This is a genomic window from Paenibacillus sp. FSL L8-0663, assembly GCF_038008125.1.
Taxonomy (GTDB): domain Bacteria; phylum Bacillota; class Bacilli; order Paenibacillales; family Paenibacillaceae; genus Paenibacillus; species Paenibacillus polymyxa_D.
Window position 1 is genome coordinate 672,312 of record NZ_JBBOYM010000001.1, and the last position, 15,803, is coordinate 688,114.

General features: G+C 44.0%; 10 protein-coding genes. 8 read left to right on the forward strand and 2 right to left on the reverse strand.

Annotation, left to right across the window (positions count from 1 at the left end; all coding sequences use genetic code 11):
* Positions 1 to 64: 64 nt before the first annotated feature.
* Positions 65 to 946 carry an AraC family transcriptional regulator gene (locus MKY75_RS02980; protein WP_165148193.1) on the reverse strand — a complete coding sequence of 294 codons (882 nt, stop codon included), beginning with the start codon at positions 944 to 946 and terminating at the stop codon, positions 65 to 67.
* A gap of 137 nt (positions 947 to 1,083) precedes the next feature.
* On the opposite strand from MKY75_RS02980, the gene MKY75_RS02985 reads away from it, so the two are divergent.
* Genes MKY75_RS02985 through MKY75_RS02995 form a run of 3 tightly spaced genes read left to right on the forward strand, consistent with a single transcriptional unit; the run spans position 1,084 to position 8,098 of the window.
* Complete coding sequence (locus MKY75_RS02985) at positions 1,084 to 4,440, forward strand: DUF5107 domain-containing protein (protein ID WP_340884258.1); 3,357 nt, start codon at positions 1,084 to 1,086, stop codon at positions 4,438 to 4,440.
* Complete coding sequence (locus tag MKY75_RS02990) at positions 4,433 to 5,719, forward strand: cellulase-like family protein (protein WP_340884261.1); 1,287 nt, start codon at positions 4,433 to 4,435, stop codon at positions 5,717 to 5,719. The genes MKY75_RS02985 and MKY75_RS02990 overlap by 8 nt, the downstream gene beginning before the upstream one ends.
* A gap of 21 nt (positions 5,720 to 5,740) precedes the next feature.
* Positions 5,741 to 8,098, forward strand: coding sequence for a beta-galactosidase (locus tag MKY75_RS02995; protein ID WP_340884262.1), 2,358 nt, complete (start codon positions 5,741 to 5,743; stop codon positions 8,096 to 8,098).
* 113 nt (positions 8,099 to 8,211) lie between these two features.
* Here MKY75_RS02995 and MKY75_RS03000 read toward each other — a convergent pair whose 3' ends face one another.
* A complete protein-coding gene (locus MKY75_RS03000) occupies positions 8,212 to 9,195 on the reverse strand; it encodes a glycoside hydrolase family 5 protein (RefSeq protein ID WP_340884263.1) in 984 nt (327 codons plus the stop codon).
* 474 nt (positions 9,196 to 9,669) lie between these two features.
* Between MKY75_RS03000 and MKY75_RS03005 the strand changes: the two genes are divergently transcribed.
* The 5 genes from MKY75_RS03005 (at position 9,670) to MKY75_RS03025 (ending at position 15,725) form a co-directional block, all read left to right on the forward strand.
* Positions 9,670 to 10,236: a 5' nucleotidase, NT5C type gene (locus tag MKY75_RS03005; protein WP_165148205.1), complete on the forward strand. Its 567-nt coding sequence runs from the start codon at positions 9,670 to 9,672 to the stop codon at positions 10,234 to 10,236.
* A 121-nt stretch (positions 10,237 to 10,357) separates the two neighbouring features.
* Positions 10,358 to 11,152: a Nif3-like dinuclear metal center hexameric protein gene (locus MKY75_RS03010; RefSeq protein WP_069010920.1), complete on the forward strand. Its 795-nt coding sequence runs from the start codon at positions 10,358 to 10,360 to the stop codon at positions 11,150 to 11,152.
* A 79-nt stretch (positions 11,153 to 11,231) separates the two neighbouring features.
* On the forward strand, positions 11,232 to 13,586 hold the full coding sequence (locus MKY75_RS03015) for a glycoside hydrolase family 2 TIM barrel-domain containing protein (protein WP_029515897.1): 2,355 nt from the start codon (positions 11,232 to 11,234) through the stop codon (positions 13,584 to 13,586).
* 193 nt (positions 13,587 to 13,779) lie between these two features.
* Positions 13,780 to 14,436: an ArsR/SmtB family transcription factor gene (locus tag MKY75_RS03020; protein ID WP_029515896.1), complete on the forward strand. Its 657-nt coding sequence runs from the start codon at positions 13,780 to 13,782 to the stop codon at positions 14,434 to 14,436.
* A gap of 5 nt (positions 14,437 to 14,441) precedes the next feature.
* Positions 14,442 to 15,725 carry an MFS transporter gene (locus MKY75_RS03025; RefSeq protein ID WP_069010922.1) on the forward strand — a complete coding sequence of 428 codons (1,284 nt, stop codon included), beginning with the start codon at positions 14,442 to 14,444 and terminating at the stop codon, positions 15,723 to 15,725.
* Positions 15,726 to 15,803: the final 78 nt, after the last annotated feature.

Consider the following 15,803-nt stretch of genomic DNA (forward strand, 5'->3'; position numbering starts at 1 on the left):
AAATGATCTGTGACCTTGCGGTAGCCCGATAGAAGCAAATTTGAACGCTCCTGATGAACATAGATTAACCCTTCAAATTATTTCGATATTCCAAAGGAGAGCAGCCCATTATTTTTTTGAATAGTCTGGAGAAGTAGTAAGGGTCCCTAAAACCGAGTTGTATGCTAACTTCTTTAATAGAGGCATTCGTCAAATCCAAAAGCTGACTGGCCCTCTGTATCTTCATTCTTAAATAGTAATCGACAGGAGAGTAGCCGGTGGATTGCTTGAATATCAGGTTCAGATGCTGCTTGGATACCTGAACATGCCGACTAAGCTGCTCAAGCGAAACGGTGGATTCCAATTGTTCACTCATATAGCGTGTTGCCTTATCCACATGACTCTGGTACGTACTGTCTTCCTTGCGAAATGCAACCGATACAACAAAACTCAGCAGATAACGGACAGTTTGCGATACTTGAACTAAATGTATAATGGAGTATGATTTATTCAATAAAAGGTCGTAACACTGATGAAATAGCTCCAGTAGTTTGACTCCATCACTGGCAGATATCGAAATATACGTTTTAAAAGGCTCAAACAATGCTATAAAATCATCCATTTGGTCCCCTTTAAGATGAAACCAGTAAATTGTCCAAGGATCTCTATCGTCAGCCCCATAAGCATGCGGCATGTCCCTGGGAATGTACGCAAAGCCTCGCTCTGTCATGTCAATCGTTAGGCCATCCTTTGTTCGTATCCAACCTTTTCCGCTGGTACAGTAGATGAATATATGAGAGTCACATCCGTGCATTCTTTCACGAAAATGATGGCGGGCATGGCTGAAGCAGCCTATATCCGTAATATATAGATTTTTTGTAAGCGGATTCATATTTAATTTATCCAGTATATAGGGTGGAACGACATATAACTTTTCACCCTCAAATCCATCAGCTTTCTTATTCATAATCTATCCATCTCCTAGCCTTAGGCGGCTCTAATGATGAAATACGTATATAGTCCATCATAAACAGTGGATTGTCAATTGTCTGTAATGTCGCTTACTTGTAAGCTCAGAATCATAAGAGCAACTATGAGGGAGTGATGGAATTGAGCATTTTTGACGCTAAGGCACGCGTGTGGGAGCAAACCGTGCAGATCCCCACGTATGGAATTGGCAAACCCGAGAAAAATCCAATGTTTCTGGAGAAACGTGTCTATCAGGGGAGTTCCGGTCGAGTGTATCCGCATCCGGTCATTGATAAAATTGAGGATGAGAAGAAACTTGAAAATTACCAAATGGTTTTTCTGGAAAATAAATATTTGCGCATTGAGATCATGCCAGAGCTGGGAGGCCGCATTTATCGTGCGGTCGACAAGACCAACGGTTATGATTTTGTTTATTATAACAGGGTCATCAAACCAGCGCTTGTGGGCTTATTGGGGCCGTGGATATCTGGAGGTATTGAGTTCAACTGGCCGCAGCATCACCGTCCCAACACTTACGGACCCGTTGAATACAAGTTGGAAGAACATGGCGACGGAAGCGCAACGGTATGGGTGAGCGAAATTGATCGTATGTTCGGCACGAAAGTAACAGCTGGTTTTACACTTCAACCGGATAAAGCATACCTTAAAGTGGGGGCCCAGCTATACAACCGAACTGCCGAGCCTCAAACATTTCTATGGTGGGCCAATCCAGCCGTAGCGGTACATGATCACACGCAATCTGTTTTTCCTCCAGACGTATCAGCCGTGTTCGACCATGGAAAGCGAGATGTATCCCGTTTCCCGATTGCTACAGGCACTTATTATAAAATGGATTATTCTGAAGGCGTAGATATCTCCCGATACAAAAATATTCCTGTTCCCACTTCATATATGGCCTATAAATCGGATTACAATTTCATAGGTGGTTACGACCATATGAAACAAGCTGGGCTTTTGCATGTGGCCAACCATCACATCTCTCCCGGGAAAAAGCAGTGGACATGGGGAAATGGCGAATTCGGCCAAGCTTGGGACCGCAATCTAACAGATGAAGACGGCCCCTACATCGAGTTGATGACGGGAGTGTATACCGATAATCAACCAGATTTCACTTGGCTTCAGCCGTATGAAGAAAAGACGTTCTCACAGTATTTTATGCCTTACAAACATATTGGTATGGTCAAAAACGCTTCAATTGACGCAGCCGTTAGTTTGGAATTAAATCGCAGCGAAGGGACAGCACAGATTGGAGTCTATGTGACTTCGTCATTTCGTGAGGCTGTTGTGGAATTAAGCAGTCAGCGGAAAGTTTATATCCAAGAAACCTTAGATCTGACACCTAATAAGGCCTTTATACAGAAGACAGTTATTTTGGCTGAGGATGAGGAATATGAGCTATGCTTAACTGTCAAAGACGCGACCGGAAGGGAGCTGATTAGTTACCAGCCGAAGAAAAGGGAAGTTGAACAGATGCCGGCTGCTGCTGCCCCCTTGCCGGAACCGGAGGAATTAAGAACGAACGAAGAATTGTATTTAGCAGGACAACATTTGGAGCAATATCGTCATGCTACCTTTGAACCTGAGGCGTACTATCTTGAGGGCCTGAAAAGAGATAAAAATGACAGCCGTGTAAATGTGGCATATGGTACGTTGCTTCTTCGTAGAGGATTGTATTCAGAAAGTGAAGAGTGCTTTCGTAAAGCCATCTCGCGGGTAACCTGGCGTAACTCTAATCCCTATGATGGTGAGGCCTACTACCAGCTTGGTTTGTCGCTAAAACACCAAGAGCGGATGGATGAGGCGTTCGCTGCATTTTATAAATCAGTATGGAGTGCGGCATGGCAAGACAGCGGGTATTTCTCACTGGCACAGATTGCAACAGAACAAGGGAACTATGAAGAAGCCCTGGAACTCGTGGAGCGCTCAATAATCCGAAATGCTCGCAATTACAAGGCACGCAACCTGAAGTCGGCTATTCTTCGTAAGCTTGGCAACTACGAAGCGGCAATAGCCTTTTCCAAGGAAACGATGAAGCTCGATATCGCCGATTTTGGAGCTTACCGTGAGCAAGCATTATCTTTAGAGGCTCTCGGGTTACGAGATGATGCTAAAACGGTCTTTGAAGAGCTGGAAAAATGGATGCGTGGAGATGTGCACAACTATATAGCGGTAGCATCGGACTATGCGGCGGCAGGACTCTATGAGGATGCAGCATGTGTGCTGGAAGAAGCTCCAGAGCAGGCAAAAACATACCCTATGCTGTATTACGTTCAGGCCTTCTGCTATGCTAAAATCGGCAAGCCTGAGCAGGTGAACAATGCTCTCGCTCAGGCCGCAGATGCAGTACCCGATTACTGCTTTCCTAACCGTCTGTTTGAGTTGGATGTGTTACAATTTGCAATTCGAACAAGACCGAAGGATGACAAGGCGCATTATTACTTAGGTAATTTACTCTATGATAAGAAACGGCATCGGGATGCCATTTCCAGCTGGGAAACGTCTCGTTCCATTGACGATACTTCCCCCGTTGTACACCGTAATCTTGCTCTTGGATATTTTAACAAACAAGGCCAAGTAGAGAAGGCTCGCCATTCGTTAGAGCAGGCCTTTGCGTGCAATACTTCAGACGCACGTATTCTTTATGAGCTTGACCAGCTGTATAAGAAGCTGAACATCAAGCCCAACGACAGATTGAATCTAATGGAGAGTTATCCGGGAATCATAAAGCTTCGCGATGATCTGTTTTTAGAATATGTAACCGTTCACAATACGATGAAGCAGCATAAGATAGCGTTGTCCTTGCTGACAGGGAGAATATTTCATCCATGGGAAGGCGGAGAGGGGAAGGTAACGGGACAGTATAGGCTGGCCAAGGTAGAGCTTGCCAAGTCCGACCTGAGGTCTGGGCGGATTGAACAGGCTGTAAAGGGGCTGCGGGAGGCTTTAGTGTATCCAGAGAATCTTGGCGAAGGTAAGCTAGAGGGTTCCCAAGATAATGATATCTATTATTATTTGGGCTGCGCGTACGAGCTATTGAAATTAACAGATGAGGCAAGACAGGCCTTTTCCACGGCCTCTCAAGGACTGGGGGAACCCATTAACGCCATGTATTATAACGATCAACAGCCAGATATGATATTTTACCAAGGATTGGCCTGGCAGAAACTTGGTTATGTGAAGGAAGGCAAGCGTCGATTTAACAAGCTCATAGATTACGCCGATAGGCACTTGTTCGAACCCGTGAAAATAGATTACTTCGCGGTCTCGTTACCCGACTTTCTCATCTTTGAAGATGACCTGAATATTCGTAATCAGGTTCATTGTACTTATATGAAAGCACTTGGTTTGCTTGGATTAGGGCGGCAGGACGAAGCTATCTTACATTTTGAATCGGTGCTTAAGCTGGAAGCCAACCATCAAGGAGCATTGAACCATATGGATTGGAGCTGGGAGGGGAAATCAATTGAGTAATCTCATGAGAAATGTACCGCGCAAATTGACGATCACGATGTGGGACTTCTCTTGGTATACCATGACGCAGGAAGGTGAGCCCTATAGCGATCTGGAAGCCCGTTTTAAAGAAGCGGTCGAAAGAGGCTACAATACGATCCGAATATGTGCTATGCCATTCATGTTGTTTACAGCGGATGGCAAACGCCCCGGACCCTTGGAGTTTGCTAACCTTGGGGAAGTAGGCCAGCGTACGCGTTGGTATAACTGTCGTGGAGGCGCATTACTGGACGGGCATGCTCATTTGCTCGAACTGTTCAAACAAGCAAAGGCTCATAACTGTTACATTATGTTATCCTCTTGGGAATATCAGCAGAGTCCCAGCTTTCTGGCTCATGCTGAGCTTAGAGATAAATTAGCTGCAATTCCTCCTAAGGGGAGATTCATGGCCATTGCAAAATCAATGGATCAGTTGATCCGTTTCGTCACAGCAGAAGGCTACAGGAGTCAGATCATCTATACAGAGCTGCATAATGAATTGGAATTTGGGCAGTTAAACGCCGTCGGAACGTCTGAAGGCATAGCTGAAACGAATGTACCGGCGCTTATTGAAGCCATGCAGCCCTACGTAGAAGAAGCGATAGAATATCTTCGCCAATGTCATCCGGATATCATGATGACGGCCAGCTATACGTTAAATGAAGCCTACCCCAAAGCTTACGTCGCGCGCAATATGCAGGTGGCCCATTTTCACCTCTATATTAAAGGGGTGCTCAATGAGCTTATGGAAGCGGCAGCGCTTTATGATGAGTTGGCGCCGTTCCCCAATCCATTCGTACAATCCCTATTAAGAGAAGACGCTCCTCCATTTACAAAATGGACCCTGCCTCCGGGGCAGAATTGGCGGATGGAAGGCAATCCAGTCGGCATGAGACTTATTTATTTGCACGACTGGGTAGATCCCGATCAATGGGATTTATTTTTGTACGATCGGTATGGAGACCATAAAATGGCCATGTTGCAGAAGGCCGACACCCGATTGGAAGAGATTCATGAATGGACTCGTCATTCCGGCATTCCAATTGTCATAGGAGAAGGTTATGTAGGCTACACGCCGCTGCATGGCCAATTTGAAGAAGGCCCAGTCGGCAAATTTATCGCTGAATATGTGTTGCGAAAAGGAATGGCACTTGGGTTCTGGGGAATGACCCTCTGTTCTAACTGCGCTCCCCATCATCCATTCTGGAATGATATCGCTTGGCAGCGCAAGTGGAACCAATTTATCCTGAATTCAGATTAACGAGTGAGGGGAGTGAACTCCATGAGAAACTATCGAGTTGCGGTTAAAGACGATCAGAAGCATATTGTTAAAGGACATATCAAACTTGGCGGCACCAACCCAAAAGGAGAGGAGATCGGATTCACCAACTATTTTATGGAGAAGGACGGAGAGCCCTTTTTCGGTATTTGTGGTGAATTCCATTATGCCCGTTATGATGAACGCTATTGGGAAGACGAAATTATTAAAATAAAAATGGGCGGCGTAAACATCATTGCCACTTATATTTTTTGGAACCTACATGAAGAAGTTGAAGGTGTTTTTAATTGGAGTGGGAACAAGAATCTTCGTCGTTTCATCGAGTTGTGCGGCAAACATCAGGTATACTCCATCATTCGGATCGGTCCCTTTGATCATGGGGAAATTCGAAACGGCGGTATGCCAGATTGGTTATTCGGTCGACCATTTGAGGTTCGTTCTAATGATGAGGGGTATCTGTTCTATACAAGAAGATTGTATAACGAAATCGGTAGCCAGGTTAAAGGGCTGTTATATAAGGAGGGGGGGCCGATTATCGGCACCCAAATCGAAAACGAGCATCATCATTCATCTGCCCAGTGGGCATTGACTGTAGGAATTAATGATATGTGGCTAAACAGTGGAAGTGACGGTAACTCGCATATGTTAAAACTTAAAGAAATAGCTCTGGAAGCGGGGATTGATACTCCGATCTATACGTGCACAGGATGGGGAGGAGCAACAACTCCTGTACCTGATATGCTGCCGTTATGGGGCGGGTATGCCTATTGGCCATGGATCTACTACGAAGAGGGACGTTTGGAGGGGATGGACGAGCATCCTGCGACACCGGAATACATTTTCCGCGACAAGCATAATAACAAGATTCCAGAGAGTTACAATTTCGAGCCTCAATACGCACCTGAAGACTATCCGTACGCTTGCTGTGAAATGGGTGGCGGCATGGTTCAGTTTTATAAATATCGGTTCGCATTTCCCTACCGCAGTGTTCCAGCAATGACTGTCATGAAGGTTGCAGAAGGCTGTAATCTGATCGGATATTACATGTATCATGGGGGTTCCAATCCTCGGGGTAAGGTTAACCCGTTCACCAATGATCTAGCCACCCCCAAAATCTCCTATGATTTCAACGCCATGATCGGCGAATTCGGTCAAGTAAGGGAATCGTACCATAGAACAAAGCTGCAGCATTACTTTTTTTCAACGTTCCAAAAGCAATTCTCACTAACAAAGACTATTCTGCCAGGGGATACGTCCCAGATGGACCCTTATGATGTGGATACGTTACGATATGCAGTGCGATCCAGTGCTGGATCGGGTTATCTGTTTCTAAATAATTTCCAAGACCATGTCGAAAATGACGACCTGTGCGATTTTAATGTGTGCATTGAACTGCCCGAGGAAACGATTGTAATCCCTAGTCAAGGTGAGCTGATGTTAGGACGTGAAAGTTTCGCTATATTGCCATTTAACTTTAATTTAGATGGAATGAAGCTCAAATATGCTACGGTACAGCTGATAACAAGGATAGAAGAAGATGGAGAAGTATACTACTTTTTCTTTGTACCAGAGGGGATGAAGGGAAGATATGAAATTGAGTCAAAAGATATCATCAGTGCCACAATCGACAAAGGCTCGATAGAGCAGTTGGATGGGAACACGATCATTAAGGTTGCTGAAGAGGACGATAGTCTCATCCATCTGGTATCTGAAAGTGGCAAAAAAGTTGCCATCTACACGATGACTGATGAGCAAAGTCTTACATTTTGGAAGGTAAACATGCAAGGTCGGGACAGAGTCATTTTGACCAATGCCAATGTACTTGTATCTGAGGGCGATCTAAGGCTGGAATCGACGGATCAAGAAATGGTATCCCTGAGTGTATTCCCTGATTTCGACGCCTCGATCACATCTATTACTGGTGGAGAGCTGCTAGACATAACAGAAAACAATGTATTTAAAACGTATCGTTTAAAGGCTCCTAAGCGAGAAATTCATTTCAATTTGAAAAAAATAAATGACGATAAACTTACTATTGATTTTGAGATAGATGCCTTTCACGGAATTAAGGAAGCTCTGCTGCGTATCGATTATACTGGAGATATCGGTTATGCTTTTATGGATGGCGAACTGATCAACGATAATTTCTGCAACCATACGACCTGGGAAATAGGCTTGAAAGCATTTGAGCATCGGCTCATCGAGCAAGGGTTGTACGTATATGTTTCCCCAATACGAAAAGGTAAGGTTCTCAACAGCAATACGACTATGGCTGGCTGGAAAGAGACGGCAAAGGAACGTATCGTAGATATCGGCGCAGTCAGCATCGTGCCTGTGTATGAAATTCGACTCACCGTATAACCCAGGAAGTGTAAGTTCAGAGACGCACAGTGGGTACTTTTAGTATAAAGTATAAAAATGTAAAAGCTCATGGTCGTTCAACCATGAGCCTTTTTTACTTTCTGATAGTACGTTTAGTAGATACCAGCCTTTTTCGATGTTTCTTTGATCCCGTTGCTTCCGTTAACTACAGTTTTCCCCCAATCCGTCAGATTGCCATTAGGTCCTGTTACAAGATCAAGGTAGGAAAGATTGGAACTATTACCATACCAGGACCAGGCTAACCAGCCTACTCCTTTGGATTGACCGTATCTCATGATTTCTGTCTCGTCGACGTCTGCTCCCTGGTGGTAACCGCCAAATTCGCCAATAATCAGAGCGAGTCCTTGATTCAGAACGTTATCAATATTGGTTCGAACAGTTTGAACATCTTTACCAGCGAACTCATACATATGGATGGAAAATACCGTATTCTTCAAAGAATCAGCTGCGAATACAGATTTACCAAAGTCATTGATAGATTGAGGATATTGTCCCCATCCGGCACAATCGACGATGAGTGTATTTTTGATACCTGCGTTTCTCAGCTTGGGAATCGCTTGCTTGTATCCATCAGCCCAACCACTTCCATTCCAAGAACCATACCATTCGTTCGCTATGTTTACGATAACCCGGTCTTCCTTGCCGATTAGAGCATCCTTTATGCTAATCCAGTAGTTCACAGCTGCATCCAAAGAAGCGTAGTCGTCTTTGCCCGTAGCGTCATGAACTTCAAGTACAGCAATCATTTTATGGTTGGAGACGAGAGAAATAATATTTTTCACGGAATTAATATCATCCTTGGTGTACTGGTTTCCGTTAGAAAGGACAATTCGGACAGTATTAGCACCTGTCTGGGCAATTGCCGGGATCGCTGTATAAAGATCGTTTTTGTACCATGTGTGAGCATGATTGACGCCTCTCATAACAAATGGCTTGCCTGTAGAATCATACAATTTGGTACCGCTTACATAAAATCCTGAAGCAGCTTCTACCTTGGAGAAATCTCCTCCTAAACCAATCATGATGAGCAAGCCGATCATTCCAGACAATAGTGCTTTTCTTAACAATACCTTCATTTTTATTCCTCCCTAAATATATTATTCAACCTCCTGCTATACAGAGATGAAGTTAGGTATGTAAGTGTGTAAATAGCAGTAAGCTAAACACAAAATTAAGCGCTTTCAAATATGAAAAAAGTTATTTTTGTTATTCTATCATTTGTGTTTTTGTTATTCAATCGGTTATTTTAGTTATTTTTTATGTTTTTGAAGTATAAACACATGGATGTATTATTTAAGTGCGATTTTCTGTGGTTTCATTGTATTTATTGTTTATATTTGTTTAAAATTTAGTTTATATTGATAAAAATAACCTAACTATATTTCTGTGATATTCCGGATTTGTGTAGGTTGACCTAACGTTTTGCTTGGTTAATTATTTTGAACAAAGGTGAGATCTATCGGACAGCAATACCTAAGCTTCACCGCGATATTAAATTATAGTATGATATTCTTGTGAAAAATTTTACCAGAGTGAATAGGGGCAAGCTGATGAGAAAACCAATCATTGCAGTCGATATGGACGATACCATCTGTCATCTCGTCAAACGAGCCATATACCATAACAATAGTGAATTTCCCACTCATCCGCTTCGTTATGAAGAAATGTTAGATTGGAACACGGATCATCTACGTCATCCCAAAAGCACGCATGATGTATTTTATGGGCGACCGGGTTTGTTTGAGGAACTTGAACTGTTTGACGAGTATGTTGTAGAAGAAATGGAGAAGCTTTGCAATGCTTTTGATGTCATTATTGTGACAGCAGCAGAACCTAAGACCGTCGTAGAGAAATGGAACTGGCTTCAAAGACATATGCCATTCATTCCGATCGAGAACTTTTTCCCATGTAAACGAAAGAACCTGATTAACTATGATCTCCTGATTGATGATGGTCCTCATAATTTAGTACCTGCGCTAAAGGAGGGGAAAAAGGTGCTTTGTATTCCTCATCCATGGAATCTGAGAGCAAGAGAGCAATATGAGTTCCCCGTCATGACATCCTGGCAAGGAGCAAAAGAACGAATCGACTCCATTTTAGGAGTTCTGTATAAATAATAGAATTATTCGTAAAACAGCTGGCTCCTCTGGAACTGGCTGTTTTGCTAGAAAGAATAGCGCCTATGGCTGAAATAAAATGGTACAATTGCTATGCATTATCCATGAGGAGGGAACGTGTATGACCATGACTATGGGTCTGATTGTGAATCATCTGACCAAGGGAATAAGCCTACCCCACACCACCGTAGATCTGCTGGACCCAGGATCTGTAGATACTGAGGTGCAAGGAATTGTAACCGCTTTCTCCGCTTCACAGTACGTGATAGAACAAGCTATTTCTCTAGGTGCAAATTTTATCATTACGCATGAAGGCATTTTTTATAGTCATCAGAGGATGCATGAGTGTCTACTACATGATCCGGTTTTTTCGCAAAAATCTCGCCTCATTGCCGATGCAGGTATAGGCATTTATCGGTTTCATGACACCATACATCGTTATCAACCGGATGGAGTGATGGTTGGGCTTCTTCAGGCGCTTGGCTGGCACAATTACATGGTGAAACAGCAGCCGACGGCCGCCATTTTGACTATTCCAGCTATGAAAGTTAAGGAGATCGCTGAATATATCAAAGCCAAACTACATATTCGTTATGTACGGGTGGCTGGCGAGGTTTCCATGCCATGTGAACGAGTGGGAATTTCAGTAGGATACAGGGGAGGTGGCGATCTAGCCATTCCATTATTTCTAAATGAAAATGTAGATGTAGTCATCGCCGGTGAAGGCCCAGAATGGGAAACACCAGAATATGTTAAAGATGCTGTCTATCAAGGGCACAGTAGAGCACTTATCATGCTGGGACATGCTGAAAGTGAAGCACCTGGGATGAAGTATCTCGCAGATGTACTTTCCGCCCAATTTCCGATGCTTCCCGTACACTTTATTGAAGATCACCCGGTGTTTCAAATATTGTAATGAGAACACGTTTTTTGTGATGGTCATCCAGCACTGCTGTTATATCCGTTCATCCACTTTATGAAATGGAGGCGAGATCATGGGAAGCAGAGTGATTATGCCGTTCAAAACAGACTGGAGATTTATAGAAGGAAATTACGCGGGTGCTGAGAAAATGGACTACAACGATGAGCATTGGCGGCTCCTTCATGTCCCTCATGATTGGAGCATTGAAAAGTCCTTTGATCCACATATGCTGTATGGTGGCAATCAGGCTTATTTGCCAAGATGGTCTGTCGGATGGTACAGAAAGCATTTTAATGTGAAGCCCTCCTCTCCAAAACAGCGCGTATACATACAATTTGATGGCATTCACAGTAACAGTGAGGTTTGGATCAATGGGCATTTTGTGGGCAAGCGACCCTATGGATATGTTAGCTTTCAATATGATTTGACTCCATATATTCGGTGGGATGAGGAAAATGTGATTGCCGTCAAAGTGGACAATACGATTCTTTCACCTGACAGATGGTATTCGGGGGCCGGTATTTATCGTAATGTTTGGCTGATTTGTACGGATTATATTCATATAACCGAATGGGGGACTTACATTACCACACCTGAAATTTCGCCAGATGAAGCCAAGGTGACTGTCAGAATCCAGGTCACTAATCAACACGCGCATGCCGTAGAGTGTACGATTATGACTGAAATGCTGGACCCACAGGGACAGATCCAAGGAAAAGTGGAAAACCGAGTCACTCTTTCGAGCTGTGAAACGGGGGAAATAGAGCAAAAAACGCGAGTATTAGAGCCAGAACTATGGTCACCGGACAACCCAGTGCTCTACGAAGCCCAGACGACGATCTATTGCGACAATACAGAGGTGGATCGTTATTGTACCTCTTTTGGCATAAGAGAAGTGAAGCTGGATACACAAAAAGGTTTATTTTTGAATGGGCACAGCTTAAAGCTAAAGGGAGTGTGCATTCACCATGATTTAGGCTGTCTGGGGGCTGCTTACCATGATACAGCCATGAAAAGAAGGCTGCAAAAGCTGAAGGAAATGGGCTGTAACTCGATCCGTTTTGCTCATAACCCGATGGCGCCCGAATTATTAGATTTATGTGACCAGATGGGGTTCTTGGTGGTTGATGAGGCTTTTGATAAGTGGAAATCTCTTTTCTATGAGCATTTATATGATGAGTGGTGGGAAAAAGATCTGGAGGCAATGTTGCTCAGAGACAGGAACCATCCCAGTGTTTTCATGTGGAGCGTTGGGAATGAAGTGGAAAACCAAGGGCAGCCATCCATGCTAAAAATGTTGGAGCAGCTCGTGGGTTTCTGCCATGAAAAAGACCCAACCCGATCGGTTACATATGCGCTTGAGCCGCATAATACACCGATCAGCTTGCGTGAGGGTTCGATTGAGGCCAAAGTGGAGCATACTAAGCAGCTGGCACAACGAGTGGATGTTCTGGGGTTAAACTATCAGGAGCAGTGGTATGAGCACTATAGGGCAGCCATGCCGGATATGCTTATCCTTGGAACCGAGACGTTTCCATACTATCGGGGCAAGGATAACCGGGTTAAAGGTTATTTGCTTATGAATCCCTGGTTTGATGTCGCTAATCATGATTATGTGATCGGTCAATTTGTTTGGAGTGGAATTGACTATTTGGGAGAAACGAGCTATCCCTCCAAAGGGTGGTCTTCGGGCCTGATTGATACTTGCGGATTCCGCAAACCAGTATCTTATCTCCAACAAAGCTTATGGTCTAATCAGCCTGTTGTGCACATAGCCGCATTTAACGAACATATGAAATCGGAATTTAATCCGACATGGACAATGCACTGGAAATCTCCGGCCATGGAAGATCACTGGACATTTCCTGACTACGGTGGAAAATTGATACGGTTGGTTACCTTCACCAATTGTGAGAGTGTGGAATTGATCGTGAATGATGAATTATACGGTGAGAGGAAGCTAGTGGATTACCCTAATCATTTAATCCTATGGGAGCTTCCCTATACACCGGGCAAAATCCGAGCTGTGGGTCGTAATGGAAACGAGAAGGTTTGTGAGCATGAACTGACTACTGCCGGGACTCCTTATGCTCTAAAGTTGGAGGCCGATCGGACGGTTCTACCTGCTGATGGGCATGAGATATCTCATGTGGAAGTAACCGTCATAGACCCAAACGGGATCACTGTACCTAACCAGGATGTTGAATTAACCTTTAAACTGCATGGTGATGGCCGCATCCTTGGAATAGACAATGGGGACCTCACCAGTGATGAACCCTACAAGGGGAATGAGAGACGAACACACAGAGGAAGGTGTCTTGTGGTTGTACAATCTGGGAATGTGGCTGGTGAGCTGTTGCTTCAAGCATCAGCAGATGGAGGGTTACTGGGAGGAACCAGGCTGAAAGTGGAACAAGAATATAAATGACAATTCAAGGTTGATTCAGTAAAGACATTGTATTTTAGCTTACGTATTATTGTTACTCTTGACCAGCTTCTGGGCTGGTCTTTTTTATTTTTATATATAGGTAGGTTTCAGAATTGACATAAAAATAAGAAAGTTTTATAGTTTCGGTATTAAAGAAATTAATTGAATAGTTTAATAGATGGGGTGTTTAATAGTGAACGAACGAGATTTCAAAGATGGGCTTTTCACCGAATACGCACGGATCGGAAAATGCTTGTCCAGCCCGAAAAGGTTGGAAATTCTTGATATTCTCATACAAGGACCCAAATCAGTTGAAGTTCTATCTAAAATGACTTCGATGTCCGTTGCCAATGTTTCTCAGCATCTACAAACTCTATATCAAGCTAAGTTGGTTCAATCCAAAAAGCAGGGAAACTTTGTGTATTATGAACTTTCTGATTCATCTGTTTTGCACTTTTTAAATTCACTGTATGACCTGTCTGAAAAGCAGTTAATTGAAGTTCAGCACATTAAGGAGCAATTTTTGGGTCAATTCTCGGATGTTGAAGGAGTCACAATGGAAGAATTGGCAATGCGGATGGAAAAAGGAGAGGTCACACTTCTTGATGTACGGCCGCGAGATGAATATGAAACTGCTCATATACCGGGGGCTGTTTCCGTTCCAATTGAAGAATTAGCGGAGCAGTTATCTTTGTTGCCAGCCGACTCGAAGATTGTGGCTTATTGCAGAGGCCCGTATTGCTTAATGGCGGTTAGAGCTATTGCATTGTTGCAGGCTCGTGGTTTCGAAGCTAGACACTTGGATAAGAGTGTTCATGATTGGAACGACTTTATCAGGGAAGGAAGTTAGCCTTAATGAATTTGACGAATGCTTCGCAGAAGAGGCAAGCGCTTATCAATTCCTATGCGGAATCTTCAGATAAGCAAAGAAAACTGTATCGTCGTACGCTTATCACCGTTATTTTCTCTCAAATTTTTGGAGGCGCCGGACTTGCTGCCGGAGTAACCGTTGGTGCGTTGTTGGCGCAAGATATGCTGGGTACGGATAAATTTACGGGGATTCCTGCGGCACTATTTACACTTGGTTCAGCGGCTGCAGCGCTCCTCGTTGGTCGGTTTTCCCAAAGATTCGGCCGACGAATGGGGCTGGGACTCGGTTTTATTGCAGGGGGAGTTGGGGCGATCGGTGTCGTTGTTGCAGCCCTTATGAATAGTATTACCCTGCTTCTAGTCTCCCTTCTTGTTTATGGATCGGGAACGGCTACAAATCTGCAGGCTCGTTATGCCGGTACAGATCTCGCAAGTTCAAAGCAGAGGGCAACAGCTGCGAGTATGGCTATGGTCTTTACAACGATCGGAGCGGTAGCCGGTCCCAACTTAGTTAACGTTACCGGAGAGTTTGCGTTATCCATTGGAGTTCCCAGTTTAGCGGGACCTTTTCTTTTAGCGGCGGTAGCCTATACATTAGCAGGCATAATATTATTGCTACTTCTTCATCCTGACCCTTTATTGGTGGCCAAAGCAGTTGCGAATCAGGCGGCACAAGGAAGCCAGTCGTCTTCTGATCTTGAGGCTACTCGTGATGGTAGAAAAGGAATTATTCTTGGCGCTTTAATCATGATAATAACTCAAATTGTCATGGTTGCGATTATGACGATGACTCCCGTACATATGAAGCACCATGGACATGGACTCGGCGAAGTAGGATTAGTCATCGGTTTTCATATTGGTGCTATGTATCTTCCGTCTCTAGTTACGGGTATTCTTGTCGATAAGATTGGTCGTATAGCGATGGCGATGGCTTCAGCTGTAACGCTACTTCTCGCTGGCGTAGTAGCTGCGTTGGCTCCCACTGATTCGATGGTTTTGCTTATTGTGGCGCTTTCTCTTTTAGGGATAGGGTGGAATTTTGGACTGATTAGTGGAACCGCTTTGATTGTAGATTCGACGACAATATCTAATCAAGCTAAGGTACAGGGATCGGTGGACGTACTTATTGCTTTGGCAGGAGCTTCGGGAGGAGCACTGTCCGGGATGATCGTAGCAAATTCAAGCTATTCCATACTTTCTTATGCGGGAGGAATTCTGGCGCTGGCGTTACTTCCTATCATGTTATGGATGCGTTCAAAGAGAGCATAGACTAGCAAAAAACGACCTTATGGTCGTTTTTTTGTGTTTACCTAACTGTCGGGGGGAAGCAGCCATAGTTCTCTTTTT